Origin of the sequence: Streptomyces sp. NPDC057271 (assembly GCF_042668715.1) — a bacterium.
Classification (GTDB): Bacteria; Actinomycetota; Actinomycetes; order Streptomycetales; family Streptomycetaceae; genus Streptomyces.
In genome coordinates this window covers 1-24,516 of the sequence record NZ_JBHUYJ010000115.1, presented here as the reverse complement: position 1 = coordinate 24,516, position 24,516 = coordinate 1, and the positions used below count along the sequence as shown (strand labels likewise).

The 24,516-nt window shown below is 72.3% G+C and carries 24 protein-coding genes; 12 read left to right on the top strand and 12 right to left on the bottom strand.

Annotated features, from left to right (window positions below):
* Window positions 1–95: 95 nt before the first annotated feature.
* Window positions 96–1,469: an FAD-dependent oxidoreductase gene (locus ACFUJR_RS33595; RefSeq protein ID WP_383173380.1), complete on the bottom strand. Its 1,374-nt coding sequence runs from the start codon at window positions 1,467–1,469 to the stop codon at window positions 96–98.
* A 151-nt stretch (window positions 1,470–1,620) separates the two neighbouring features.
* On the opposite strand from ACFUJR_RS33595, the gene hemG reads away from it, so the two are divergent.
* Window positions 1,621–3,066, top strand: a complete 1,446-nt coding sequence (hemG, locus tag ACFUJR_RS33590) for a protoporphyrinogen oxidase (RefSeq protein WP_383173381.1) — start codon at window positions 1,621–1,623, stop codon at window positions 3,064–3,066.
* Between the two features lie 50 nt (window positions 3,067–3,116).
* Complete coding sequence (hemQ, locus tag ACFUJR_RS33585; protein ID WP_383173382.1) at window positions 3,117–3,830, top strand: hydrogen peroxide-dependent heme synthase; 714 nt, start codon at window positions 3,117–3,119, stop codon at window positions 3,828–3,830.
* Between the two features lie 8 nt (window positions 3,831–3,838).
* On the opposite strand, the gene ACFUJR_RS33580 is transcribed toward hemQ, so the two are convergent.
* The 5 genes from ACFUJR_RS33580 to ACFUJR_RS33560 form a co-directional block, all read right to left on the bottom strand.
* On the bottom strand, window positions 3,839–5,500 hold the full coding sequence (locus tag ACFUJR_RS33580) for an alpha/beta hydrolase (RefSeq protein ID WP_383173384.1): 1,662 nt from the start codon (window positions 5,498–5,500) through the stop codon (window positions 3,839–3,841).
* Between the two features lie 71 nt (window positions 5,501–5,571).
* Window positions 5,572–6,666: a TIGR04222 domain-containing membrane protein gene (locus tag ACFUJR_RS33575; protein WP_383173386.1), complete on the bottom strand. Its 1,095-nt coding sequence runs from the start codon at window positions 6,664–6,666 to the stop codon at window positions 5,572–5,574.
* 7 nt (window positions 6,667–6,673) lie between these two features.
* Window positions 6,674–8,335: a DUF692 family multinuclear iron-containing protein gene (locus tag ACFUJR_RS33570; RefSeq protein ID WP_383173388.1), complete on the bottom strand. Its 1,662-nt coding sequence runs from the start codon at window positions 8,333–8,335 to the stop codon at window positions 6,674–6,676.
* 96 nt (window positions 8,336–8,431) lie between these two features.
* Complete coding sequence (locus ACFUJR_RS33565) at window positions 8,432–9,187, bottom strand: DUF4142 domain-containing protein (protein ID WP_383173390.1); 756 nt, start codon at window positions 9,185–9,187, stop codon at window positions 8,432–8,434.
* Window positions 9,188–9,299: 112 nt separating this feature from the next.
* Complete coding sequence (locus ACFUJR_RS33560; RefSeq protein ID WP_383173392.1) at window positions 9,300–9,995, bottom strand: peptidyl-tRNA hydrolase; 696 nt, start codon at window positions 9,993–9,995, stop codon at window positions 9,300–9,302.
* Between the two features lie 70 nt (window positions 9,996–10,065).
* On the opposite strand from ACFUJR_RS33560, the gene ACFUJR_RS33555 reads away from it, so the two are divergent.
* From ACFUJR_RS33555 to ACFUJR_RS33545, 3 genes are read left to right on the top strand one after another with little or no spacing between them, the layout of a single operon-like run.
* Complete coding sequence (locus ACFUJR_RS33555) at window positions 10,066–10,740, top strand: AIM24 family protein (RefSeq protein ID WP_383173394.1); 675 nt, start codon at window positions 10,066–10,068, stop codon at window positions 10,738–10,740.
* Window positions 10,737–11,579, top strand: a complete 843-nt coding sequence (locus ACFUJR_RS33550) for an ATP-binding cassette domain-containing protein (protein ID WP_383173420.1) — start codon at window positions 10,737–10,739, stop codon at window positions 11,577–11,579. The genes ACFUJR_RS33555 and ACFUJR_RS33550 overlap by 4 nt, the downstream gene beginning before the upstream one ends.
* Window positions 11,576–12,226: an ABC transporter gene (locus tag ACFUJR_RS33545; protein ID WP_383173396.1), complete on the top strand. Its 651-nt coding sequence runs from the start codon at window positions 11,576–11,578 to the stop codon at window positions 12,224–12,226. The genes ACFUJR_RS33550 and ACFUJR_RS33545 overlap by 4 nt, the downstream gene beginning before the upstream one ends.
* Before the next feature lie 75 nt (window positions 12,227–12,301).
* Here ACFUJR_RS33545 and ACFUJR_RS33540 read toward each other — a convergent pair whose 3' ends face one another.
* The 5 genes from ACFUJR_RS33540 to zapE all read right to left on the bottom strand — a co-directional run bounded on the left by ACFUJR_RS33540 (window position 12,302) and on the right by zapE (window position 17,477).
* Complete coding sequence (locus ACFUJR_RS33540; protein ID WP_383173398.1) at window positions 12,302–13,186, bottom strand: polysaccharide deacetylase family protein; 885 nt, start codon at window positions 13,184–13,186, stop codon at window positions 12,302–12,304.
* A gap of 105 nt (window positions 13,187–13,291) precedes the next feature.
* Complete coding sequence (locus ACFUJR_RS33535; RefSeq protein ID WP_383173423.1) at window positions 13,292–14,122, bottom strand: PPK2 family polyphosphate kinase; 831 nt, start codon at window positions 14,120–14,122, stop codon at window positions 13,292–13,294.
* A 221-nt stretch (window positions 14,123–14,343) separates the two neighbouring features.
* The gene (locus ACFUJR_RS33530) at window positions 14,344–15,702 is read right to left on the bottom strand and encodes an alkaline phosphatase PhoX (protein WP_383173400.1); all 1,359 of its coding nucleotides are present in this window, start codon (window positions 15,700–15,702) and stop codon (window positions 14,344–14,346) included.
* A 200-nt stretch (window positions 15,703–15,902) separates the two neighbouring features.
* Window positions 15,903–16,328, bottom strand: a complete 426-nt coding sequence (locus ACFUJR_RS33525) for an OsmC family protein (protein ID WP_383173402.1) — start codon at window positions 16,326–16,328, stop codon at window positions 15,903–15,905.
* 33 nt (window positions 16,329–16,361) lie between these two features.
* Window positions 16,362–17,477: a cell division protein ZapE gene (gene zapE, locus ACFUJR_RS33520; protein WP_383173404.1), complete on the bottom strand. Its 1,116-nt coding sequence runs from the start codon at window positions 17,475–17,477 to the stop codon at window positions 16,362–16,364.
* 36 nt (window positions 17,478–17,513) lie between these two features.
* Between zapE and ACFUJR_RS33515 the strand changes: the two genes are divergently transcribed.
* The 5 genes from ACFUJR_RS33515 to ACFUJR_RS33495 all read left to right on the top strand — a co-directional run bounded on the left by ACFUJR_RS33515 (window position 17,514) and on the right by ACFUJR_RS33495 (window position 21,517).
* Window positions 17,514–18,305, top strand: a complete 792-nt coding sequence (locus ACFUJR_RS33515) for a pyrimidine reductase family protein (RefSeq protein WP_383173406.1) — start codon at window positions 17,514–17,516, stop codon at window positions 18,303–18,305.
* Window positions 18,306–18,411: 106 nt separating this feature from the next.
* A complete protein-coding gene (locus ACFUJR_RS33510; RefSeq protein ID WP_383173408.1) occupies window positions 18,412–18,894 on the top strand; it encodes an indole-3-glycerol phosphate synthase in 483 nt (160 codons plus the stop codon).
* A 419-nt stretch (window positions 18,895–19,313) separates the two neighbouring features.
* Complete coding sequence (murC, locus tag ACFUJR_RS33505; RefSeq protein WP_383173410.1) at window positions 19,314–20,705, top strand: UDP-N-acetylmuramate--L-alanine ligase; 1,392 nt, start codon at window positions 19,314–19,316, stop codon at window positions 20,703–20,705.
* A 10-nt stretch (window positions 20,706–20,715) separates the two neighbouring features.
* A complete protein-coding gene (msrB, locus tag ACFUJR_RS33500) occupies window positions 20,716–21,126 on the top strand; it encodes a peptide-methionine (R)-S-oxide reductase MsrB (RefSeq protein ID WP_383173412.1) in 411 nt (136 codons plus the stop codon).
* Window positions 21,127–21,184: 58 nt separating this feature from the next.
* The gene (locus ACFUJR_RS33495; protein ID WP_383173414.1) at window positions 21,185–21,517 is read left to right on the top strand and encodes a hypothetical protein; all 333 of its coding nucleotides are present in this window, start codon (window positions 21,185–21,187) and stop codon (window positions 21,515–21,517) included.
* Here the strand turns inward: ACFUJR_RS33495 and tnpA are convergent.
* Window positions 21,487–21,915, bottom strand: coding sequence for an IS200/IS605 family transposase (tnpA, locus tag ACFUJR_RS33490; RefSeq protein WP_383173416.1), 429 nt, complete (start codon window positions 21,913–21,915; stop codon window positions 21,487–21,489). The two genes, ACFUJR_RS33495 and tnpA, sit on opposite strands and share 31 nt — an antisense overlap.
* Window positions 21,916–21,965: 50 nt before the next feature.
* Between tnpA and ACFUJR_RS33485 the strand changes: the two genes are divergently transcribed.
* Window positions 21,966–23,174, top strand: coding sequence for an RNA-guided endonuclease InsQ/TnpB family protein (locus ACFUJR_RS33485; protein WP_383451043.1), 1,209 nt, complete (start codon window positions 21,966–21,968; stop codon window positions 23,172–23,174).
* An 81-nt stretch (window positions 23,175–23,255) separates the two neighbouring features.
* On the top strand, window positions 23,256–24,516 hold a 1,261-nt coding region (locus ACFUJR_RS33480), incomplete at its 3' end, for a 3' terminal RNA ribose 2'-O-methyltransferase Hen1 (protein WP_383451040.1).

Genomic DNA, 24,516 nt, shown 5'->3' with positions numbered 1-24,516 from the left:
GGCGCGCCCGGTCCTGCGACGCGTCTGCTCTGTCGGCCCGCTCGGTTCGTCGGCGGGCGCCCCGGCCTGCCGGCGCGCCCGGGTCGGCGACGCGATCACCCCGCCGCGCGCACCGCCGCGACCGCCTTGCGCGCCGCGACCAGGACCGGGTCCCACACGGGCGAGAACGGCGGCGCGTACCCCAGGTCCAGCGCCGTCATCTGCTCCACCGACATCCCGGCCGTCAGTGCCACCGCCGCGATGTCCACCCGCTTGCCCGCGCCCTCACGGCCCACGATCTGCACGCCGAGGAGCCGGCCCGTTCGCCGCTCCGCGATCATCTTCACCGTCATGGGCGCCGCCCCCGGGTAGTACCCCGCCCGGCTCGTCGACTCGACCGTCACCGTGACGTACCGCAGGCCCACCTCCCGGGCCTCCTTCTCACGCAGACCCGTCCGCGCGATCTCCAGGTCGCACACCTTCGAAACCGCCGTGCCAACCACCCCGGGGAACGTGGCGTAGCCCCCGCCCACGTTCGAGCCGATGACCTGACCGTGCTTGTTGGCGTGCGTGCCGAGCGCGATGTGCCGCTCCCGGCCCGAGACCAGGTCGAGCACCTCCACGCAGTCTCCGCCCGCCCAGATGTTCTCGTGGCCCCGCACCCGCATCGCGAGATCGGTGAGCAGCCCGCCGTGCACTCCCAGCGGCAGCCCGGCCGCCTCCGCGAGGCGGGTCTCCGGCACCACGCCCATCCCGAGGACGACCACGTCCGCCGGGTACTCGGCGTCGTCCGTCGCCACCGCCCGGACCCGGCCGTTCTCCCCCGTGAGGATCCTGGTGACGGCCGCCGAGCCCACCGTCCGGATCCCGAGGCCGTCCATCACCCGGTGGACGAGGCGCCCCATGTCCGGGTCGAGCGTCGCCATCGGCTGCTCGCCACGGTTGAGGACGGTCACCTCGTAGCCCCGTTTCAGCAGCGCCTCGGCCATCTCCACGCCGATGTACCCGGCGCCCACGACGACCGCGCGCCGGCCCTTCGTGCGCTCCAGCGAGTCGATCAGGGCCTGACCGTCGTCCAGTGTCTGCACGCCGTGCACACCCGGGGCGTCGATCCCCGGCAGCGGTGGCCGCAGCGGCCGCGCGCCGGTCGCGATCACCAGCTTGTCGAAGCTCGTCCACGCCTCCGCGCCCGACTCCAGATCCCGCGTGCGCACCCTCTGCCCCGGCACGTCCAGCTCGACGACCTCCGTGCGCATCCGCAGATCGATGTCCCGCGCCCGGTGCTCCTCCGGGGCACGCGCGATCAGTTCGTCGCGCTCGGCGACGTCGCCGCCGACCCAGTACGGGATGCCGCAGGCCGAGAACGAGGAGAAGTGACCGCGCTCGAAGGCGACGATCTCCAGCTCCTCGGGGCCCTTGAGCCTGCGTGCCTGCGAGGCGGCGGACATGCCTGCCGCGTCGCCGCCGATGACCACCAGTCGTTCGCTCATGGTCCTCATTCTTCAGGGCTCGGTTCACCTCCGGGCGCTTCGAGCCGAAGAGCGGCCGTGGCCGTCTGGTGTGGCGGCTGCTCACGGGTCCCCGGACGGTGGCGATGCGGTCACGTTCCGGCCTCCGAACCGGGTTTGAGAGAGTGGAGCCATGAACGCGGACACCAGGACCAGGCATGTCGTCGTCGTCGGAGGCGGTATCGCCGGCCTCGCCGCAGCCCACCGGCTGGTCTCGGCCGGCCTCCGGGTGACTCTGCTCGAAGGCGGCGACCGGCTCGGCGGCAAGCTGCTCGCCGGGGAGATCGCCGGTGCCGTCGTCGACCTCGGTGCCGAGTCCCTGCTCGCCCGCCGGCCCGAGGCGATCGCGCTCGCCCGTGCCGTCGGCCTCGGCGACCGGCTCCGGCCGCCCGCCACGACCACCGCGTCCGTCTGGACCCGCGGCACGCTGCGTCCGATGCCCAAGGGCCACGTCATGGGCGTCCCGGGCGATCCCGCCGCGCTCACCGAACTCCTCTCCGACGAGGGTCTGCGCAGGGTCGCGCACGACCGCGAGCTGCCCCCCGCCGAGATCGGCGAGGACATCGCCATCGGCGCGTACGTCGCCGAGCGGATGGGCCACGAGGTCGTCGACCGGCTCGTCGAACCGCTGCTCGGCGGGGTGTACGCCGGCGATGCCTACCGCATCTCGATGCGGGCCGCCGTCCCCGCGCTCTTCGCCGCCGCCCGGACCCACCCCACGCTCACCGACGCCGTCCAGGCCGTCCAGCGCGCGGGCGCCGCGACCCCGTCCGACGCCGCGGGCGCGGCCACCGGCCTCGGCGGCTCGGCCTTCCTGGGCATCGAGGGCGGCATCGGCACCCTCCCCGAGGCCGTCGCCGGGGCGATCCGCGCGGCGGGTGGCGAGATCCTGACCCTCATGCCCGTGACCGGCCTGCGCCGCGTGGTGGACGGCGGACAGTGGCGGGTCGACGCCGGCGGCCGGGAGTTCCTCGCCGACGCGGTCGTCGTCGCCGCGCCCGCCTGGGCCGCCGCCGAGCTCCTCGCGACCGAGGCGCCCGCCGCCGCCGGTGAGCTCGGGACCGTCGAGTACGCCTCGATGGCGCTCGTGACCCTCGCCTTCCGCAGGCAGGACGTGCACGCGCTGCCCGGCTCCGGCTTCCTCGTGCCGCCCGTCGACGGACACACCATCAAGGCGTCCACCTTCTCCAGCCAGAAGTGGCAGTGGGTTGCCGACGGCGCCCCCGACCTCTTCCTCCTCCGTACCTCCGTCGGCCGCTACGGCGAGGAGGAGCAGGTCTTCCGCGACGACGCCGATCTCGTCGAGGCCTCCCTGAAGGACCTCGCCGCGGCCGCAGGGCTGACCGCCCGGCCTGTCGCCACCACCGTCACCCGCTGGACCGGGGGCCTCCCGCAGTACCCCGTGGGCCATCTCGCCCGCGTCGCCCGCATCCGCGACGCCGTCGCCCGCGTCCCCGGACTGCGTGTGGCGGGGGCCGTGTACGACGGTGTCGGCATCCCCGCCTGCGTCGCCTCGGGCACCCGCGCCGCCGACGAGATCGCCGCCGGGTTCCCCGACGAGATCATCGCCACGTCGTGAACCACCCACCCTGGTGCAGGGCACTGTCCGTGACGGGCGAGAATAGGCGTATGAGTGCGCCCGAAAAGATCCCGAACGCCGGTAAGAAGGCGAAGGACCTCAACGAGGTCATCCGCTACACCCTGTGGTCCGTGTTCAAGCTGCGCGACAACCTGCCCGAGGACCGCGCCGGCTACGCCGACGAGGTCCAGGAGCTGTTCGACCAGCTCGCCGCCAAGGACATCACCGTCCGTGGCACCTACGACCTCTCCGGTCTGCGGGCCGACGCGGACGTCATGATCTGGTGGCACGCCGAGACGAGCGACGAGCTCCAGGACGCGTACAACCTCTTCCGTCGCACCAAGCTGGGCCGCGCCCTGGAGCCGGTCTGGTCGAACATGGCGCTGCACCGCCCCGCCGAGTTCAACAAGTCGCACATCCCGGCCTTCCTGGCCGACGAGACGCCCCGCGACTACGTGAGCGTCTACCCCTTCGTGCGCTCCTACGACTGGTACCTGCTGCCCGACGAGGACCGCCGCCGGATGCTCGCGGACCACGGCAAGATGGCCCGTGGCTTCCCCGACGTCCGTGCCAACACGGTCGCCTCGTTCTCGCTCGGCGACTACGAGTGGATCCTGGCCTTCGAGGCCGACGAGCTGCACCGCATCGTCGACCTCATGCGCCACCTGCGGGCCTCCGAGGCGCGGATGCACGTCCGCGAGGAGGTGCCGTTCTACACCGGCCGCCGCCGCTCCGTGGCGGACCTGGTGGCGGGGCTGGCCTGACGGCCGCCCTACCGACTCGGTGACGACCCGGCTGCCTGCCGGGCCGTCATCCCTTGACCCGGAAGATCAGACGGCGGACGGAGTTCCGCACGCCGCTCCAGCGACACCGGGTCCGGCTCCGGGTGCGGCGCGCACGACGCGCGCCGCACCGGCGTCCCTCCGGCGGCGTCCGGCACGGCCCCCGTCAGCAGATAGGTCTCCAGGTACCCGTTGACGCAGGCGTTCGCCCCGCCCGCGATCCCGTGTGTACCGGCCTCCCGCTCGGTCACCAGAGCCGAACCCGCCAGCCTGCGCTGCAGTTCGAGCGCTCCTTCGTACGGTGTGGCCGCGTCCCGCTCGGCGGCCAGGATCAGCACCGGCGGTAGCACGCCGGGACCGGTCCGTACGTCCAACGGCTTCTGCCGGGGCGCCTTCCAGTACGCGCAGGGCAGATTGGCCCAGACGTTGTCCCAGGTCTCGAACGGGGCGACCTTCGCCAGCCGGGTGTTGTCCCGGTCCCAGACCGCGAAGTCCTCCGGCCACGGCGCGTCGTTGCACTCCACCGCCGTGTAGACGGCCGCCCCGTTGCCCGTGGACTCCGTGACCTCCTCGCTCGGTGCCGCCTGCTCGATCAGCGGCTTCGGGTCGCCCTGCAGATACCGGGCGAGCGCCGTGGCCCGCAGGGGCCAGAAACCGTCGTGGTACCCGGCCTGGAGCATCGCCCTGTGCAGCTGCCCCGGGCCGACACGTCCGCCGGCCGGCCGCGCCGCGAGTTCGGCGCGGATCCTCTCGTAACTCTCCTGGACCTCCTCGACGGTGGTGCCCAGGCCGTACACCTCGTCGTGCTTGGCGACCCATGCGCGGAAGTCGGTCCAGCGGGCCTCGAACGCGCGTGACTGGTCGAGGTTGTTGGCGTACCAGATCTGCCCCGGCGCGGGGTGGACGGGCGCGTCGAAGACCATGCGGCGCACCCGGTGCGGGAAGAGCGTCGCGTACAGCGCGCCGAAGTACGTGCCGTAGGAGGCGCCCATGTACGTGAGCTTCGGCTCGCCGAGCGCGGCGCGCAGCACCTCCAGGTCACGGGCGTTGTTGAGCGAGTGGTAGTGCCGCAGCGCGGCGCCGGTGCGGCTCGCGCAGCCCTGCGCGTACGTCTTCGCACGGGCGATCCGCTCCCGCTTGTAGACCTCGGAGGGGTGGGTGGGCGCCGGGGTGGGGCCCTTGGGGCGGTCGGCGGGGTCCTGGCAGGAGACCGGGGCGGAGGCGCCCACGCCGCGCGGGGCGTAGCCGACGAGGTCGTACGCGGCGGCGACCCGCTTCCAGGCCGGGAGTTCGGCGACCAGGGGGAAGTACGTCGACGAGGCGCCGGGACCGCCTGGGTTGAAGACGAGCGCGCCCTGACGGTCGGCGGCCGGCCCGGAGGCCCTGAGCCGGCTGACGGTGAGCGGGATCCGGACACCGTCGGGATCCGCGTAGTCGAGGGGGACCCGGACGGTGCCGCACTGGACGGACGGCGGCAGCTTTTCGGCCGCCGGGCAGCCGCCGAAGCGAATTCCTTCGGCGGCCGCGCGGCGGGCGGCGGCCACGGTGCCGCCGGTCTCGGCGGGCGGGGCGTCCAGGGCGGGGGCGGGTGCGACGGTGAGGGAGGTCAGCAGCAACGACCCGACGGTTCCGGTCAACGCGAGGGATTTCACGGCAGGATCGTGGGCACGGCGGCCACCCCGTTGTAAAGCGTCTCCGGCCGGTGTCGCGGGAATCGACCCGGTCAGCCGCTGGAGCTGGAGCAGCTCGAACCGCTGGAACTCGAACAGCTCGAACCGCTGGAGCTGGAGCTGCTGGAGCAGGAACCGCCACCGCCGGAGCCCGAACAGCTCGACCCCCCTCCGGAACCGCCGGAGCAGGCGCTCGCGGAACAGCCGCCGCCGAAGCCGCTGTCGGTCCCGCCTCCGCCGCCGGAGCCTCCCGTGTTCCCGGAGGCACCCCCGCAGCCGCCCGGGCTGCCCGGGGTGCCCGCGCACCAGAGCACCGGGAGCAGAACCGCGTCCGTGCCGGACGTGCCGTGCGCGTTGTGCGTGCCGTGCGGGCGGGACGTGCCGGGCGTGGTGGTGGTCCGGGTCCTGGCGAGGGGTATCCGTGCCGCCGCGATCAGCTGGGTCCGCAGTTCGGGATCCGGCACGCCGCGCAGTCCGCGCAACGCCACCTGGTGCCCGGCGTCGGCGTCGTACACGTGGTCGCGGTGGTACTCCGCCGAGGCACGTCGGCCGCCGCGGGTGGCGCGGCCGGTGTTGTACGCGGCGCAGCCGAGGGCCACGACGAGGCCCGCGAAGAGGACCGGGATCACCTTGACGAGGAACGGCACCTCGAACGGGGCGCGGTGGGTGCCGACGGTCAGGGCGATCGAGGTGACGAGCAGCGTGAGCGATCCGACGCCGAGGGCGAGGCACGAGCGGCGGCCGGCGCGCCGGACGGCCGGGGCCACCATCAGACCACGCGCGGCGAGGCCGTCGCCGATCTCCTGGACGGCGGGGCTGCGCATCACCGCGAGGCGCAGATCGTGCAGGGCGCCGCTGGGAGCGGCCGCGAGCTGCTCCAGCACGGCACGGCCGACGTGGTCCCTGGCCCGCAGGTCGGGGCGGAGAACGACGACAAGGCCGGGCCCGCCGACTCCGATCAGTCCCTCGGCGTGCAGGGTCGCCAGGGCCGTGTCCACCACCCTGGGCGGGCCGCCGGCCAGGAACGCGGCCTCGGCGAGGTCGTGGACGGCACCGCCGCGGTCCGCGCGTCCGGCGCGGAGGCTGACGATGAGCAGGGCGGAGCCGGTGATCACGGCGGCCCAGAAGATCAGGGCGATCAGGTTCATGAGGGCGTCACCTCCGTACGAGTGCGGCGCGGGCAGCGCGGATGAGTCGGGCGGCGGGGCCGGGCGGGCGCGTGTCGGTGCGCTCCTGCCACCAGCGGGTGAGGCGGCGCCGGGCGTCCGGGTCCTCGGGGCGTCCGGCGACGAGCAGGTGCTCGACGAAGGCGAGCGCGTCGCGGCGGTAGCCGCCGGTCATGGGGCGGGACCTGGCGTACGCGCGGAACGAGGGCCGGTAGTCGTCGCCGAGGATCTCGGGGAGTTCGGGTGCGATCCTGGCGATCACGTCGGCCCGCTTTCCGACGAGTGCGCGGCTCTGCACCCCGAGCCGCGCCGGGTCGAATCCCTCGGGCACGGGCGTTCCGGCGACGAGCGCGGACAGCAGCGCGGTCTGCGCCACGGCGACTCGTTCCCGTGCGCCCGTGCCGCACGGGCTGCCGGGGCTCTCGGGCGGTGCGGTGAAGCGGGCGACCCCGGGATCAGCGGCGGGTTGCCCGTCGGCACCCCCGGCTGCTGCGGCCGCGGGCTCCGCGGACCGGGGCTGCGGGATCGGACCGCCCGACGGTTGCGGCAGCGGACCGCCCGACGGTTGCGGGATCGGACCGCCCGACGGTTGTGCCAGCGGACCGCCCGACGGCTGCGGCATCGGACCTCCCGAGACCCGGGCGCCCGCACCGATCAGCAGCGCGGGCTCGGCCTCACGCTCGACGCCGTGTCCGGTCTCGTGCCCCGTCTCGTGCTCGGCGGACCGGGCGGGGACCGTGCCGACGGCCACCCCCTTGGCGGGCCCTGCGGCCGCGACGCCACCGAGGGGCGCGGTCGCGGCCGTCGCCGCCTTGGCGCCGGCGGTCCCGACGAGGGCCAGCCGGGCCCTGATCGTCGCCAGTTCCGACGCCAGTTCCGCGGGCGCGGGGAAGTTGTCGTCCCGTTCCAGCAGGACGCCCGGCGGGGAGACCCGGGACGCCAGCTCCGACAGGATGTCCAGGACGGGCTCCGGGACCGGGTGGGCGTGGGTGTCGTGCCAGACCCCGTCGCGGAAGAGGCCGCCCGCCACGTGGACGTACGCGATCGCCTCCACCGGGAGCTCCGAGAGCGCCTTCGACGGGGACTCGCCCCGGTTGACGTGGTTCGTGTGCAGGTTGGCCACGTCGATCAGGAGCCGTACCCCCGTACGCTCCACCAGCTCCGCCAGGAACTGGCCCTCGGTCAGCTCCTCGCCCGGCCAGGAGATCAGCGCCGCGATGTTCTCCAGGGCCAGCGGCACCGGCAGCGCGTCCTGGGCGATCCGGACGTTCTCGCACAGCACGTCCAGCGCGTCCCACGTGCGCGGCACGGGCAGCAGGTGGCCCGCCTCCAGGACCGGCGTCGCGGTGAGCGCGCCACCGGCCCGGACGAACGCGATGTGCTCCGTGACCAGCGGCGCCCCCAGCGCCGTCGCCGTCGCCGCCAGGTCGGCGAGCCGCCCCGCGTCCGGCCGGTCCGCGCCGCCGAGACCCAGCGAGACGCCGTGCGGGACGACCGTGACCCCGCGCGAGCGAAGCCGCGTCAGCGAGTCGGGCAGATGGCCCGCGCAGACGTTCTCCGCCACGACCTCCACCCAGTCGACGCCCGGGAGCGCCTCCACCGCCTCCGCTATCTCCGGCCGCCAGCCGATGCCGATGCCGAGTTCCGTCATGTCCCCCTCCTTCAGTCCCCCACGTGATGGCCCCGCCGGGCACGTTCGAATCCAGTCAGGGGGACGTTCAGAGGTTGATTTGAGGTTTCGGCGGAGCTACGGCTCCGAATGCGGTGTGACGATGCCCGCCTCCGCCGGTGGACGGGAGGTGTACCGCTGGTCGGTCCCCGACGGCCCGACCGGCAGGGGCGCCGCGGGCGTCGACACGACCGGCGGGCCCGTGGGCGGCGCCGTCTTCCCTCCTGCGGCCTCGTTCGCCAGCGCGTCGTGGTCGACCATCCCGGTGGCCTCCAGCATGGTGATGTGGTCGAGGACCGTCTGGTTCGCGTCACTCGCCAGCTGGCGGATCAGCGTGTTGCGCGTGGTGTGCCGGACCTCCGCGATCAGCGAGAACACCTTGCCGTGCGCGTTGCGCAGAATGTTCGCGAACTTCCGCTCGTACTCCTGGCCGCTCGCCGCCGTCAGCTCCCGCAGCCACCCCTGCTGCTGCTCGGTCGGCTGGTTGGGCAGCTCGACGCCCAGCTTCGCCGCCACGGTGCGGGCCCGCCGGTCCAGGTCGGTGTGGCCGACGACGAGATGGTCGCCGCACTCCACCATCGCCTTGCTCGGGGCGCGCTGAACGGCCTGCTGGCCGGCCGGAAGCTCCCAGAGACCGGCCAGCCGTACCTTGACCAGGAAGTCACGGTCCGTGGCCGACAGCGGCCCCCACTGCGTGGCGACGCTCGACGCGTTGAGGTTCGCCTGGCCGGTTCCGGAGCGGTCGGCGTAGGACCAGACGGGGAAGGCGAGCGCGCCGACCGTCGCGACGAGCGCCGCGATGATGAGTGCCGTCCCGTTGACGCGTAGCGACAAGATGTCTCTCCCCTACGTTCGAAATATCGGTCACCGGAACTGAACCGGCAACGAGGGTTCCGTTCAACCCGCTTGGCGGTATCGGGAGATACGTACTAGGGGACGGGCGTGTTCAGTCGCCGAGCGCACCGAGCGCGGGAAACGCGGACACGACCGTGCACGAACCGGGAGCGATCTCCGTGAATCCGGCGTCCCGCACCACCGGCAGACCGCTCGTCGTCAGCTCCGCCCAGCGCGCCGGATCGGCCGCGCGTACGGCCAGCGGGAAGCCGGCCTCGCGCCACGCCTTGCGGTCGGACTCCGGCATCTCCCACCACAGCAACTGCGCCCCGTGCCCCGCCTGGGCCATGGCCTTGCCGGCGGACATGTCCAGTTCCGGGTTGAGCCAGAGGAGCGCCGCGCCCGCGCGCGGGACGCCGGGGGCGGCCGGGTCCTCCAGATCGGTGCCCGAGACCTGGAGCTTGGCCAGCTCCTTGGGCCAGCCGTCCAGCGGGACCGGCGGGAACACCCGTACCTCCGCCGCCTCACCCGTCACCGTGATTCCCGGGAGCGCCTCCGCGCGCCGCCACTCCGCGCCGCGCGCCCGGCGCACGACCTTGCGGATCCGGGCGTCCTGCCAGTCGGTCATGATCTGCGCCCACGCGCCGTCCCCGGACGAGCGCTCGTCGGCGAGGATCTCCAGGACGGCGCGGGCGGCCGTCTCCAGGGCGTCGGTACGGGCCGGGGGCTCGGCCCGCTCGATCCGTACCACCAGGGGGAGGACGAACTGGGGCTTCTCATCGCGGATGTCGGTCTCGTCGCTGCTCACCTGGCAAGTCTGCCACCGCCGACGGAGACGCCTCTTGGAGGAATGGACGGTTCCGGGACAGGATGCCCCCATGAAGAGCGACCTTTTCGCCAGCGAACACCTTGCCGAGACCGCCACGTTCCCCGGAATGACCCTGCAGAACGCCAAGTGCGTCAAGTACGCCGTCAACGGCGAGATGCAGGCGCGACAGGGCTCGATGATCGCCTTCCGGGGCAACCTCCAGTTCGAGCGCAAGGGCCAGGGCATCGGCGGCATGCTCAAGCGCGCCGTCACCGGCGAGGGCCTGGCGCTGATGGCCGTGCGCGGTCAGGGCGAGGCCTGGTTCGCGCACGAGGCGCAGAACTGCTTCATCGTCGACATCGAGCAGAACGACGCGTTCACCGTGAACGGCCGTAACGTCCTCTGTTTCGACTCCACCCTCAGCTACGAGATCAAGACGGTGAAGGGTGCCGGCATGACCGGCGGCGGCCTCTTCAACAGCGTCTTCACCGGCTACGGCAAGATCGCCCTGATCTGCGAGGGCAGCCCGATCGTCATTCCCGTCACGTCGCAGTCCCCGGTCTTCGTCGACACCGACGCCGTCGTCGGCTGGAGCCACCAGCTGCAGACCTCGCTGCACCGCTCGCAGTCCGTCGGCTCGATGATCCGCGGCGGTTCGGGCGAGGCCGTCCAGCTGAAGCTGGAGGGCGAGGGTTTCGTCATCGTCCGACCCAGCGAGCTCACTCCGCAGAAGACCTCGAACTGAACCTGGAACGGGTGGGACGCCGGTACGGCCTGCGCGGCCCGTGGGTACTGCGCGGGGTCGAACTCCGGCTGCGCGCAGGGAGCCTCGTCAGGATCACGGGCACCAACGGCACCGGGAAGTCGACGCTGCTCCGGCTCCTCGCGGGCATCGACGCGCCGACGGAGGGCCGGATCACCGGCAGGCCACGGCGCACGGCGTACGTTCCCGAGCGCTTCCCGGCCACCCTGCCCTTCACCGCGCTCGGCTTCCTGATCCACCTCGGGCGGGTCCAGGGACTCGGCCGGGCGGAGGCCGCCGCGAGGGCGGGGGAGTGGCTCGAACGGTTCGGCGCGGGGCACTTCGCCGACACCCCGCTCGCCGAGCTCTCCAAGGGCAGCAGCCAGAAGGTCGCCGTCGCCCAGGCTCTGCTCGCCGGGCCCGGCCTCCTGGTCCTCGACGAGGCGTGGACGGGCCTCGACACAGGCGCGCGGGAGCAGTTGGACCGCGCCGTCCGCGAGCGGGTCGCGGCGGGCGGGACGGTCGTCTTCGTCGACCACGACCCGCGACGGCTCGCGGGCGAGGCCGACGCCGCGTTCACGGTGGAGGCGGGGCGGGTACGGCCCGGGACCCCGCGACGCGACGAGGGCCCGCGGACCCGCGCGCGGATCGTGGCCTCCGGCGGCCGCCCGCTCCCCGACGGGCTGCCCGGCTCGCCCTCGTACGAGCCCGGACCCGACGGCACGACGGTGTACGCGGTCGACGCGGCGCACTCCGACGCGGCTCTGCGGGCCCTGCTCGGATCCTCCTGGCACATCCACGAACTGACGACCACCGAAGCCCTCCGGGCAGGACGGACATGACCGCACTCCTGCGCTACCAGACCGACCTGCTGCTCCGCTCCCAGCGCTGGCTCGCGCCGGTGCTGCTGTACGCGGTGTTCCTCGGCGTCGGCGTCCAGGCCGGGGAGCCCGTGCTCGGCGCCCTCGGCTACACGGCCGCCGCGCTGCTCCCCGTGACGGCCTGGCTCGTACGCATCTGTCTCGGCCAGGAACCGTCCGCCGCCCGCCACGTGGTGGCCGCCCCGGCCGGACGGGAACGGGCCCATCTCGCGGCGGTCCTGGCCGCCGTGGCCTGCGCGGTGCTGCTCGGCGTCGTCGCAGTCCTCGGAGTGACGGCGATGAGCGACCTCCGCCGCGTCGACCCGGTCCGGGCCGGCGCCGCCGGTCTTCTCGCCACCACGGCCTGCGTCCTGACCGGCGCCGCCGTGGGCGCGCTCACCACCCGGCCGCTCGTCCGCTCCCGAGGCTGGTCCCTGACCGCGCTGGTCCTCGGCTCGCTCCTCGCGCTCGTGACGACCGGCTCACCGGCGCAGCACGCGGTGACGGCCCTGATCACCGGCTCCCGCACCGCGACGGTCCCGCTTCCGTGGCCCGCCCTCGCGGCCGCCCTGGCCCTCGCCGCCGCGGCGGCCGCCGTGAGCAGCAGGGCGACCGCGTGGCGGGAGTGAGTACGCTCCACGGCAAGGCTGACGACGAGGCGTCGCGGACCTCCACCGTGTCGAGGACCCTGCCGATCAATACGCCTACGGCGCCCGTTCCGCCATCAGCTCGGAGACCTTCACGAAGCGGTAGCCCTTGGCCCGGAGTGCGGGGACGATCCGGCGGATCGCCTGTTCCGTCACGGGGGCCGCGCTGCGGGTGCAGTGCATGACCACCAGCGAACCCGGCTTCACCCCGTCGAGGACCTGCCGGGCCACCGCGTCGCCGTCCTTCGCGAAGGCGTCGCCGCTGACCACGTCCCACTGCACCGCCGTGACCTTCGCGGGCGCGAGCGCCCGCAGCGCCCGGTCGTCGTAGCAGCCGCCCGGGAAGCGGAAGTACGGGACGACGTTGCGCGCCCCGGCCTTCCGGAACGCCTCGAAGGCCCGCTTCACGTCGGCCGCCATGTCCTGCTTCGCCACCGTCGGCAGGCCGTAGCAGGGTGTGGCGAAGGCGTAGTGGCTGTACGAGTGGTTGGCGATCTCGAAGCGGGGGTCGGTGCCGATGGACCGGGCCTGGTCCGGGTACTCCTCGGCCCACCGGCCGGTCATGAAGACCGTCGAGTCGACCTCGAGCCTCCGAAGGGTCTCGATCAGCTGCGGATTGTCGAAGCGCTCGCCACGTGCCGCCCGAGGCCCCTGGTCGGCCGTCATGTCGGCGTCGAAGGTGAGCGCGACGACCTTGTCCGTGCCGTTGCCCGTGGCCTCGGGGGCCCGCTCGAAGACCGGAGTGAGCCCTCCCGGGCCCGGCGCCATGGTCGGCGGAGCCTTGCGTTCGACCGCCGGCTGCCCGGGAGCGGCACCGGAGCCGGGGGACGAGGACCCGCTCGCGCTCGGCGTGGCGGACAGGCTGTCAGGAGCCGCCGCAGTGCCGGAATCCCCCCTGCCGCAGCCCACGAGAACGGCTACCAGCACAGCGAGAGTCGACATTTTTCGTACAGAGATGGTCACGAACGGAAGCTATCCGATCCGGGAGTGTGGACCGTCCAGCGTGGAATCCGGCGCGCCACCGTGCTGCCGGACACCCGGGGGCGCTCACGTGGCCAGCAGCAGCCTCCGGCTCTCCGCCACGTCGAAGTCTCCCGGCGGGTACCGCGGGTCCAGGGCCTCCAGGTGTTCCAGGAGCAGAGCGCTGATGGCCCAGTTGCGGTACCACTTGCGGTCGGCCGGGACCACGTACCAGGGCGCCGCATCGGTCGAGCAGCGTTCCAGGGCCAGCTCGTACGCCTCCTGGTACGCGGGCCACAGTGCGCGCTCCTCGATGTCGCCCATGTTGAACTTCCAGTGCTTCTCGGGGTTGTCGAGGCGCGCAAGGAGCCGGGCGCGCTGCTCCTCGTACGAGATGTGGAGGAACACCTTGACGACCGTCACGCCGTCGTCGACGAGGGACTCCTCCCACCGGTTGATCTGGCCGTAGCGGCGGCCGAGGTCCCGGCGCGGCACCAGCTCGCGGACTCGGGCGATGAGGACGTCCTCGTAGTGCGAGCGGTCGAAGATGCCGATCTCGCCCGGCACCGGCAGCGCCCGCGCGATCCGCCAGAGGAACGGGTGGCCGCGCTCCTCCGCCGTGGGCGCCTTGAACGCGCGGATCCGGCAGCCGGAGGGGTTGAAATGGCCGATCACATGCTTGACCGTGCCGCCCTTGCCGCTGGTGTCCATGCCCTGGAGGACCAGCAGCAGCCGACGGCGGTCGCCGGCCGTGCTCGCCGCGTACAGACGCTCCTGGTACTTGGCGAGGCGGGGTGCGAGCAGGGCGGTCGCCTCGATCCCCGCCGCCTTGCTCGCGGGCCCGGCGGGGATCTCCGAGGTGGAGTACGCGGCGAGGTCGACGGGCTTCCCGGCGGGCACGCGCAGCAGGTCGCGCAGGACCGGCTGCTTCTGCGACCGGAGCTGTCCGGATCCGTCCTCCGGCCCGTCCTTCCTCGGCGCGTCCCTCGTCTCCCGGCTCTTCCGCCTCTCGCCGGGCTTCTTCTCCTGCTTCCGGTCCTTCTTCGCCACCTCGCCACCCTTCCCGTCCGCCCCGCGCCTTCCCCTCCCCGATCCTCCGACGGAACGGACGGCCCCGCGACCGCTGGCCGCGGGCTACGTCAGCACCACGGACCGGTCACCGCGAACGTCGTGCCGGGCGTGTAGCAGTTGACGTACATCGTCCGGCCGTCCGGGGAGAACGTGACGCCGGCGAACTCGCCCCACTCCGGCGCCTCCGGGGTGCCGATGTTCTGGGCCCCGCGCGCCACCGCGTACACCTCGCCCCTTCGGCTCAGCCCGTACACGTGCTGGGCTCCGTCGCCGTCCTCGCAGACCATCAGGCCGCCGCTCGGGGCCAGGCAGATGTTGTCCGGCGACTCGCCGGGCAACTGGATGTCGGTGCTGGGGCCGAAGACGACGACGAGCGTCAGACGGCGCCGGTGCGGCTCGTACTTCCACACCTGACCGAAGTGGGTCGCGCCGGAGCCGTCGCCGGTGCGGGCGAAGGACGAGACGAAGTAGACGGACCGCCCGCCCCAGTAGCAGCCCTCCAGCTTCTGCGCGTGCGTGATGCCCTTCGGCCCGAAGTCCTGGTGCCTGATGGGGGTCTCGACGGCCAGGGGGTCCGGCACGGGCACCCACTCGACGCGCTCGAAGCTCGCCCCGGTCTCCTGGATCACGGAGAGGTCGGGCACTCCCGGCACCCGCATCGCCTGCAGCTCTCCGCCCGCGCGCAGCGAACCGTGGCCGCCCATCGGCACCTCGGGCAGGAAGCGGTAGAAGAGCCCGAACGGCCGCTCGAACGCGTCCTCCGTCTCGTACACGATCCCGCTGTGCGGGTCGACGGCGATCGCCTCGTGCTGGAAGCGGCCCATGGACGTCAGCGGTACGGCTCCGGTGCGGTGCGGGTCGGCTCCGTCGACCTCGAAGACGAAGCCGTGGTCCTTGGTGTACCCGTTGGTACCGGCCTTGTCCTCGGTCTCCTCGCAGGTGAGCCACGTACCCCAAGGGGTGGTCCCACCCGCGCAGTTGACCGCGGTGCCCGCGATCGCGACGCGCTCGCCGAGGACATCGCCGCGGCCGTCGAGCGTGAGTGCCGTACAGCCGCCCTTTCCGGCGGGGTCGTACGTCAGCCCGTCGACGGTCGGGACCCCGATGCGGCCGGACGCCCGGTTCTCGTGGTTGCGGACCAGATGGACCCGTCCGCGGCGGCCTGCGAAGGCGCTCATGCCGTCGAAGTTGCTCGGGACGGGGCCCTCGCCGGAGGGGAGCGGGTCGCCCTCGCGGGAGAGGACGGTGTAGCGGAAGCCCTCGGGGAGGTCGAGGAGGCCGTCGGGGTCGGGGACCAACGGACCGTAGCCGGAGTGACCGCGAGCGGCCGACGTACCGGCGAAGAGTTCGGTGAAGGAGCCCGCGAAGGCGATGCCGGCGACGGACGCGCCGGTGCGGGACAGGATCTGACGTCGTGTTGCGGACATGAGGCAACCCACTTTCCTGTGGGGGCACCCCCATGCCGGAGGCCATGGGGGAGGACAGGTGTGTGCTGTGACGTGTGACCCGCATGTGTGTACCACGCAAGGTGGTGACAGGTGAACCATGCGGGCCACAACGGCCTCGTGTGGCGCGGGCGATCAGGGTGCGATCAGGGTGCGGTCAGGCCCGGGCAGTCAGGGTGTGATCAGGCGAGTTCGGCGGTCAGCGTGATCGTCGTGCCGGTGAGCGCCTGGCTGACGGGGCAGTTCTTCTTGGCGTCCTCGGCCAGCGCCTTGAACTCGTCCGCGTCCAGGCCGGGGACCTCGCCGCGCACGGTCAGGTGGACGCCGGTGATGCCCTCGCCGGGCTGGAAGGTGACGTCGGCCCTGGTCTCCAGGCGGGTGGGCGGGTTGCCGGCCTTGGCCAGGCCGTTGGAGAACGCCATGGAGAAGCAGGAGGAGTGCGCGGCCGCGATCAGTTCCTCGGGGCTGGTCCTGCCGTTCGGCTCCTCCGTGCGGGCCGGCCAGGAGACCTGGTACTCGCCGAGGCCGGAGGAGTCGAGGGTGACGACGCCCTTGCCCTTGAGGAGGTCGCCCTCCCAGACGGTGTGGGCGTGACGGACGGTGGCCATGGTGTATCCCTTCGATCGGGTATGGCCCCCAACCTACTGCTCGACCAAGGCCTTCGCGTCTCGTGCCAGCGCCGTGAGCCGGGAGATCGCCCGGAAGTACTTCTTGCGGTACCCGCCCTTCAGCATCTCTTCACTGAACAGACGGTCGAAGGGAAGCCCGGAGGCGAGTACCGGTACCTCGCGGTCGTACAGACGGTCGGCGAGGACGACGAGCCGCAGCGCCGTCGACTGGTCCGGGACCGCCCGTACGTCCGTGAGACAGACCGCCGTCAGGTCGTCGGTGAGCGCGCCGTAGCGGCTGGGGTGGACCTTGGCCAGGTGGTCCAGCAGGTGCGGGAAGTCGTCGAGCGAGGCCCCCGGCGTCGCGTACGCCGCCTTGGTCACCTGCTCGTCGGAGTACGGGGCGGGTGCCTCGGGCAGCCCGCGGTGGCGGTAGTCCTCACCGTCGATCCGCAGGGGACGGAAGTGGGCGGAGAGGCCCTGGATCTCGCGCAGGAAGTCGGCGGCGGCGAACCGGCCCTCGCCCAGTTTGCCCGGCAGCGTGTTGGAGGTCGCGGCGAGCGCCACTCCCGCCTCGACGAGCCGGCTGAGGAGCGAGGAGACGAGGACGGTGTCGCCGGGGTCGTCCAGTTCGAATTCGTCGATGCAGAGCAGCCGGTGTCCGCTGAGCGTGCGCACGGTCTGCTGGAAGCCCAGCGCGCCCACCAGGTTGGTCAGCTCCACGAACGTGCCGAAGGCCTTGAGCCCGGGCTCGGCGGGCGTGGCGTGCCAGAGGGAGGCGAGCAGGTGGGTCTTGCCGACGCCGTAGCCGCCGTCGAGATAGACGCCGCGCGGCCCGCTGGGGGCGGCCGGCTTCTTCGCGAACCAGCGGCTCAGGGCCGGGCGCTTCCCGGCACCGGTGGCGTGGGCGCCGCCGAGCCCCTCGGCGAAGGAGCTCAGGGCCTTGACCGCGTCGGTCTGGCTCGGCTGGTTCGGGTCGGGGATGTACGTGTCGAAGCGCACCGAGTCGAACCGGGGCGGCGGGACCATCTCCGCGACGAGACGGTCGGCGGGGACATGGGGCTCCCGGGCGCAGAGGGAGACCGGGGCGGCTTCGCCGGAAGTCGCTTCGGCTATGGCGCGGGAGGCATGGGAGGCACGGGTCGACACAGTTCCCCACTCTATGCGCCGTGTCAGACTGCGAGGATGCGACGCCTGTTCCCTGTGACGGACATGACAGCCACCGACGACGCCGGTCAGGACACCTTCGGTGACAGCGAGTGGTCACTCGACGAGCTCGCCGACGCCTACGCGTACCCCGATCTCGCCCCCGGCGAGACCTGGCTGCGCGCCAACATGGTCTCCTCCCTCGACGGCGCCGGACAGCACGACGGCCGCTCCCAGCCCCTCTCCTCCGACAGCGACATGCGGATCTTCGGCACGTTGCGGGGCCTTGCGGACGTGATCGTCGTGGGCGCGCAGACGGTACGGCAGGAGGGCTACCGCCCGGCACGCGCGCGTCAGGCCTTCGCGGCCCGCCGGAAGGCGGCCGGACAGGGCCCCGCGCCGGTGATCGCCGTGGTCAGCGCCTCCCTCGACCTGGACTTCTCCGCGCCGCTCTTCACCGAGCCCCTGGTGCCGACTCTCGTCCTGACCGGCGCCGTGGCGCCCGCCGGCCGGGTGGCCGAGGCCGGGAGGGCGGGGGCGGAGGTGGTGATCGCGGGGGACGGGCCCGGGGTCGAGCCGGCCCGCGCGGTGGCGGCCCTCGCGGAGCGGGGCCTGCGGCGTCAGCTGACCGAGGGCGGTCCGCGGCTCCTCGGGCAGTTCGTGGCGGCCGAGGTGCTCGACGAGCTCTGTCTGACCGTCTCGCCGACGATGACGGCGGGCACCGCGCAGCGCATCGCCGGAGGGCCTTCGGTGGCCGTGCCGCAACGGTTCGCCGTGGCGTCGGTGCTGGAGGAGGCCGGGTTCCTTTTCACCCGCTACCGTCGGATCTGACAATCGGCGGAATTTGTCGTTCCGGTTAGCTTCCGCTGGGCACACTTACCCCCGTAGACCCCGTGCGGGCACGGGGAAGGATGGTTTCCGCAGAAGGGCTCCTGAGGTGTTCACAAGCGTTCTGATGATCGAGAAGCCCCTCACGTCCGTCGACGTGGAGTTCGTCACCACCCTGCACGGCGACGAGAACGTGTCGTTCATCGTGCTGATGCAGCCCCGTGGTGACCAGGCCGATGTACTCCTGCGCGCCATCGACGACGTCGCCATGGGCGAACTCAAGGAAGCGACCCGCGAGGGCGAGGAACCGGAGGGCAAGGCGGCCCGCGTCCCCGCCGAGCAGGCCCTGGAGTACTCGCTGCAGGCACTGCGGAACGCCGGCTGCGAGGCGGTCGGACAGGTGGTCGAGGACCACCCCCTGAACAAGATGAAGTCGGTGGTCGAGGAGGCCGACGCGGACGAGGTGATCGTCCTGACGGCGCCGCACTACGTGGAGGAGTTCTTCCACCGGGACTGGGCGTCGCGGGCCCGCCACAAGGTCGGTGTACCGGTCCTGAAACTGTTCGCCCACAGCGAGGCGGAGCCCGCCTGAGGACGGTGCGAGAGGACGGGGCCCCGGCCGATGGCGGGGTCTCGGCCGATGGCCCGGCCCCGGCCCCGGCTCTTCGCACCGCACCGCACCGCACCGCGCCGGGCGGCCGGGCGGCGCGGCCCGGGCTCGGGGCTCCTCGCACCGCACCGCGCCGGGTGGCCGTGCCCGGCGGGCGGGCGGCCCCGACCGAGGCGCGGCGGCCGCCCGAGTCCGTGCCGTACCCGGTCGCCGCGGGGTCCGGTCGCGGCGGGTACGGGCCCGTGCCGCCCCCTGGTCCCGCGGCCGGGGGTCGGGCGGGGGCGGCGCGGCGCCCCGGCCGCGCCGCTGGCCCCGACACCGTCGGGTCGGGGGCCCGGGGGTGTCGTGGGGAGCCACTAGGCTGGGGACCTCCTGTACGTCGTCCCCCGGGGAGAACACTCATGGCACCCGCCATCCCTGCCGCCATGGAACGGCCGCACTTCATCGGCATCGGCGGTGCCGGAATGTCGGGCATCGCGAAGATCCTCGCCCAGCGCGGAGCGAAGGTCGCAGGCAGCGACGCGAAGGAGTCCGCGACCGCCGAGGCGCTCCGCGCACTCGGGGTCACGGTGCACATCGGGCACGCCGCCGCCCACCTCGCCGACGACGCCTCCGCCGTCGTCGTCTCCAGCGCCATCCGCGCCGACAACCCCGAGCTGGCCCGCGCCGCCGAGCTCGGCGTCCCCGTCGTCCACCGTTCGGACGCCCTCGCCTCCCTCATGGACGGCCTGCGCGCGATCGCCGTGGCCGGTACGCACGGCAAGACGACGACCACGTCCATGCTGGCCGTCGCACTCACCGAGCTCGGCCTCGACCCCTCGTACGCCATCGGCGGCGACCTCGCCGGACCGGGCACGAACGCCCGCCACGGCGCGGGCGAGGTCTTCGTCGCGGAGGCCGACGAGAGCGACCGCAGCTTCCAGAAGTACGACCCCGAGGTCGCGATCGTCCTCAACGTCGAGCTGGACCACCACGCGAACTACGCCTCCATGGACGAGATCTACGAGTCCTTCGAGGCCTTCACCGCCAAGATCCGCCCCGGCGGCACCCTCGTCGTCGGCGAGCACGCGGGCGCGCGCGAGCTGGCGCGCCGCGTCGCGGGCCGGCAGGACCTGAGGATCCTGACCGTCGGCGAGTCGGCGGACTCCGACGCCCGGATCCTCTCGATCACCCCCAAGGGCATGACCAGCGAGGTCGTCGTCGTCCTCGACGGCGCCGAGCACACCTTCACCGTCTCGGTCCCCGGACGCCACTACGCCCACAACGCCGCCGCGGCCCTCGCCGCCGGCTCCCGCGTGGGCATCGACCCGGCGGAGCTGGCCCAGGCCCTCACCGCGTACACCGGTGTCGGCCGCCGCCTCCAGCTCAAGGGCGAGGCGGCCGGTGTCCAGGTCATCGACTCGTACGCCCACCACCCCACCGAGATGACGGCCGACCTGGAGGCCATGCGCGGCGCCGCGGGGGCCGCCCGCCTCCTCGTGGTCTTCCAGCCCCACCTCTTCTCCCGCACGCAGGAGCTCGGCACGGAGATGGGCGACGCCCTGGCCCTCGCCGACGCCTCCGTGGTCCTCGACATCTACCCGGCCCGTGAGGACCCGATCCCCGGCATCACCAGCGAGCTGATCATCGACGCGGCGCGCGCGGCCGGCGCGGACGTGACGCCGGTCCACGACAAGGCCTCGGTGCCCGACGTCGTCGCGGGAATGGCCAGGCCCGGTGATCTCGTTCTGACGATGGGCGCGGGTGACGTCACGGACCTCGGTCCTCTGATCCTGGCCCGCCTTTCGAGCTGAGGAGCATGTGATGACGGCGTACGAGGTCGAGAAGCCGGACGAGCAGTGGCGCGCGGAGCTGACCCCGGCGGAGTACCAGGTGCTGCGGCAGGCGGGCACGGAACCCGCGTTCCGCGGTGAGTACACGGACACCAGGACCAAGGGTGTCTACTCCTGCCGGGCGTGCGGCGCCGAGCTCTTCACCTCGACCGAGAAGTTCGAGTCGCACTGCGGCTGGCCGTCCTTCTACGACCCGAAGGACAGCACGGCGGTCGAGCTGGTCGAGGACCGCTCGTACGGCATGGCCCGCACCGAGGTCCGCTGCTCGCGCTGCGGTTCGCACCTGGGCCATGTCTTCGAGGGCGAGGGCTACCCGACCCCGACGGACCAGCGGTACTGCATCAACAGCATCTCGCTGAAGCTGACGCCCGACGAGGGCTGAGCGCGCGCGGCCGGATAACCGGTGGAGGTCCCGGCGAGGCGGTGACAGGGTGTGACGCATGACGTCGCACCACGCAGAGCGGCTCCTGACGGAGCTGCACGCCTCGCTGGGACTGCGCAAGCGTCCGGAAGACGTGGCCCGGCTCGTGCTCGACCTGTTCACCGCCCAGGGAGTCGAGCTCGACCCGGTCACCGAGAACGCCCTCGGCAAGGCCGCCGAGAACTCACTGCGCAGCCTCTGGCACGGATACACCTCCATCCCTGTCTTCGCAGGGAATCCTGGCCTTTGGGCCGGGCGGGAATGTGATCCTTGGCCCGGAGGCGCGAAGTGCCGGAGTTCGCTGCGCCTCCGGGGTGACGGTCAGTCGGGCCGCTTCTGGTTCTCGATGTAGTCCTTGACGACCTGGAGCGGTGCGCCGCCGCAGGACCCGGCGAAGTAGGAGCCGGACCAGAACACCGAGCCCATGCCGATGCGGTTCATGCGGCCGGTGTACTCGGACCGCAGGTAGCGGGACGAGACGCCCTTGAGGCTGTTGACCAGCTTGGACAGGGCGACCTTCGGCGGGTAGTGCACCAGCAGATGCACGTGATCCTCCTCGCCGTTGAACTCGATCAGCTCGGCCTCGAAGTCGGCGCACACCTCCCGCATGATTTCTTCGCACCGCGTCAGCATGGCGTCATCGAACACGCCTCGCCGATATTTGGTGACGAAAACCAAATGGGCGTGAAGGTTGTAGACGACGTGGCGTCCACGGCGGACATCGGGGTTTGGTTCCCAACGTGGTGACATAGGCCAAGTGTAGTAGAGTGATCACAACGATCAGGAAGGGGGTGGGCCGGATGATCCGTGCGTACAAGTTCCTCATGCGGCCCACCGTGGGCCAGACGATTGCCCTCGGCGAGATGCTGCGCGATCACTGCTCGCTGTACAACGGCGCGTTGCAGGAACGGCGCGACGCCTACAGACACACGACGAAGACGAGCATCAAGTACGGGATGCAGTCCGCTCAGCTCAAGGAGATCCGGGCGTTCGACCCGGAACGTCAGGGACGCTGGTCGTTCTCATCGCAGCAGGCGACGCTGCGTCGTCTCGACAAGGCGTTCGCCGCGTTCTTCCGCCGGATCAGGTCCGGGGACACGCCCGGCTACCCGCGCTTCCGGGGAGTCAACTGGTTCGACACGGTCGACTTCCCGAAGGACGGCGACGGTTGCCGCTGGGACTCCACCCCGCACGACCCCGTCACCCGCGTCCGCTTCCAAGGTGTCGGGCACGTCAAGGTCAACCAGCACCGGCCCGTAGTCGGCAAGGTCAAAACCGTGTCGGTCAAGCGGGAGGGCCGCAAGTGGTACGTCGTGCTGACGGCCGAGCAGGCGCAGCCCGAACCGCTTCCGGCGACGGGGTCCGTGGTCGGCATCGACATGGGCATCGCCTCGTTCCTCACCACCTCGAACGGTGAGCACGTCGAGAACCCGCGCCACGCCAGGAAAGCCGCCGCCAAGCTCGAAGCCGCACAGCGCAAGCTCAGCCGATTCGGACGCGTGCGCCGGGACAAGCGGACCGCCAACCACAAGCGGGCCGTCCAACTCGTCGCCGACCTGCACCGCAAGGTCCGCCGCCAGCGGCTCGACCACGCCCACAAGACCGCGCTCGGCCTGGTCCGTGACCACGACCTGATAGCGCACGAAGACCTCAAGATCCGCAACATGGTCAAGACAGCCGCGCCCGACCCCGACAACGAGGGCGTCTTCCTGCTCAACGGGGCCGCCGCGAAGACGGGCCTGAACCGTTCGATCTCGGATGCCGGATGGGGGGTGTTCCTCACGATCCTGCACGCCAAGGCTGAAAGCGCCGGACGGGACGTGATCGCCGTGGACCCCCGCAACACCTCCCGGACCTGCCCCGAATGCGGGCACGTCAGCGCGGAGAACCGGCCCACACAGGAGAAGTTCCACTGCGTTGGATGCGGCCACCAGGCGCACGCCGACGTGATCGGAGCACTCAACGTTCTACGGGCCGGGCTGGTCCGTCGCGACGCCCAACCGGCATAACGAGAAGCCACCCCCTTCAGGGGTGGAGGAGTCACGGATAACCAGTACCGCCGTGGGCCCGCACCTGCCCATACTCGACACGTGTTCCTGACGATCAGCACCACCGGCACCCCCGAACGTCCCGCGACCGACCTGGGCTTTCTGCTGCACAAGCATCCCGACAACGCGCAGACGTTCTCGACCTCGCACGGCACGGCTCACGTCCTCTACCCCGAGGCGACCGCCGAGCGGTGCACGGCCGCGCTCCTGCTCGAAGTGGACCCCATCGCCCTGGTGCGGCGCGGCAGGGGCAAGGGTAGGGGCGGCGCCCCCGACTCGGCGCTCGCGCAGTACGTGAACGACCGGCCGTACGCCGCGTCCTCGCTGCTCGCCGTCGCACTCGCCACCGTCTTCAAGAGCGCCCTGCGCGGCGCCTGCAAGGCGATGCCCGAGCGCGCCGCCGCGCCCCTGCCGCTGCGCATCGAGGTCCCGGCGCTGCCGGCGCGCGGCGGTGCCGAACTGGTCCGCAAGCTGTTCGGGCCGCTGGGCTGGGACTCGGTCGACGCGGAGCCGGTGGCTCTGGACACCTCGTTCCCGGAGTGGGGCGACTCGCGCTACGTACGGCTCGTCCTCACGGGAGAGCTGCGGCTCGCCGACGCCCTCAACCAGCTGTACGTCCTGCTGCCCGTCCTCGACGACGCAAAGCACTACTGGGTCGCGCCCGACGAGGTCGACAAGCTGCTGCGCGCCGGTGACGGGTGGCTCGCCGAGCACCCCGAGCAGAAGCTCATCACCAGCCGCTACCTCTCGCGCCGCTGGGGCCTGACCCGCGATGCCATGGAGCGCCTGGAGCTGGTGCGCCTCGCCGAGTCCGACGGGCTGGAGGTGGAAGAGCTCGACAACGCGGTCGAAGCGGACGAGACGACGGACACCCCGGAGAAGCCGGTGCCGCTCGCAGAGCAGCGTCGCGAGGCGATCCTCGCCGCCCTGCGCGCCGCCGACGCGAGCCGTGTGCTCGATCTCGGCTGCGGACAGGGCCAGTTGGTGCAGGCGCTGCTCAAGGACGTGCGCTTCACCGACATCGTGGGCGTCGACGTCTCCGTCCGGGCCCTGACCATCGCAGGGCGGCGGCTGCGCCTGGAGCGGCTCGGTGAGCGCCAGGCGGGCCGTGTGAAGCTGATCCAGGGCTCGCTCGCCTACACCGACAAGCGCCTGACCGGGTACGACGCGGCGGTCCTGAGCGAGGTCATCGAGCACCTCGACCTGCCGCGGCTGCCCGCGCTCGAATACGCCGTGTTCGGCTCGGCGCGCCCCAGGACGGTCCTCGTGACCACGCCGAACGTCGAGTACAACGTCCGCTGGG

Excerpts from the sequence above, each read along its gene's own strand:
- murC (WP_383173410.1), top strand. The coding sequence starts at position 19,314 with ATGGCACCCGCCATCCCTGCCGCCATGGAACGGCCGCACTTCATCGGC.
- ACFUJR_RS33555 (WP_383173394.1), top strand. The coding sequence starts at position 10,066 with ATGAAGAGCGACCTTTTCGCCAGCGAACACCTTGCCGAGACCGCCACG.
- ACFUJR_RS33530 (WP_383173400.1), bottom strand. The coding sequence starts at position 15,702 with ATGTCCGCAACACGACGTCAGATCCTGTCCCGCACCGGCGCGTCCGTC.
- tnpA (WP_383173416.1), bottom strand. The coding sequence starts at position 21,915 with ATGTCACCACGTTGGGAACCAAACCCCGATGTCCGCCGTGGACGCCAC.
- ACFUJR_RS33525 (WP_383173402.1), bottom strand. The coding sequence starts at position 16,328 with ATGGCCACCGTCCGTCACGCCCACACCGTCTGGGAGGGCGACCTCCTC.
- ACFUJR_RS33545 (WP_383173396.1), top strand. The coding sequence starts at position 11,576 with ATGACCGCACTCCTGCGCTACCAGACCGACCTGCTGCTCCGCTCCCAG.
- hemQ (WP_383173382.1), top strand. The coding sequence starts at position 3,117 with ATGAGTGCGCCCGAAAAGATCCCGAACGCCGGTAAGAAGGCGAAGGAC.
- ACFUJR_RS33575 (WP_383173386.1), bottom strand. The coding sequence starts at position 6,666 with ATGAACCTGATCGCCCTGATCTTCTGGGCCGCCGTGATCACCGGCTCC.
- ACFUJR_RS33570 (WP_383173388.1), bottom strand. The coding sequence starts at position 8,335 with ATGACGGAACTCGGCATCGGCATCGGCTGGCGGCCGGAGATAGCGGAG.
- hemG (WP_383173381.1), top strand. The coding sequence starts at position 1,621 with ATGAACGCGGACACCAGGACCAGGCATGTCGTCGTCGTCGGAGGCGGT.
- ACFUJR_RS33595 (WP_383173380.1), bottom strand. The coding sequence starts at position 1,469 with ATGAGCGAACGACTGGTGGTCATCGGCGGCGACGCGGCAGGCATGTCC.
- ACFUJR_RS33485 (WP_383451043.1), top strand. The coding sequence starts at position 21,966 with ATGATCCGTGCGTACAAGTTCCTCATGCGGCCCACCGTGGGCCAGACG.
- msrB (WP_383173412.1), top strand. The coding sequence starts at position 20,716 with ATGACGGCGTACGAGGTCGAGAAGCCGGACGAGCAGTGGCGCGCGGAG.
- ACFUJR_RS33495 (WP_383173414.1), top strand. The coding sequence starts at position 21,185 with ATGACGTCGCACCACGCAGAGCGGCTCCTGACGGAGCTGCACGCCTCG.
- ACFUJR_RS33540 (WP_383173398.1), bottom strand. The coding sequence starts at position 13,186 with ATGTCGACTCTCGCTGTGCTGGTAGCCGTTCTCGTGGGCTGCGGCAGG.
- ACFUJR_RS33515 (WP_383173406.1), top strand. The coding sequence starts at position 17,514 with ATGCGACGCCTGTTCCCTGTGACGGACATGACAGCCACCGACGACGCC.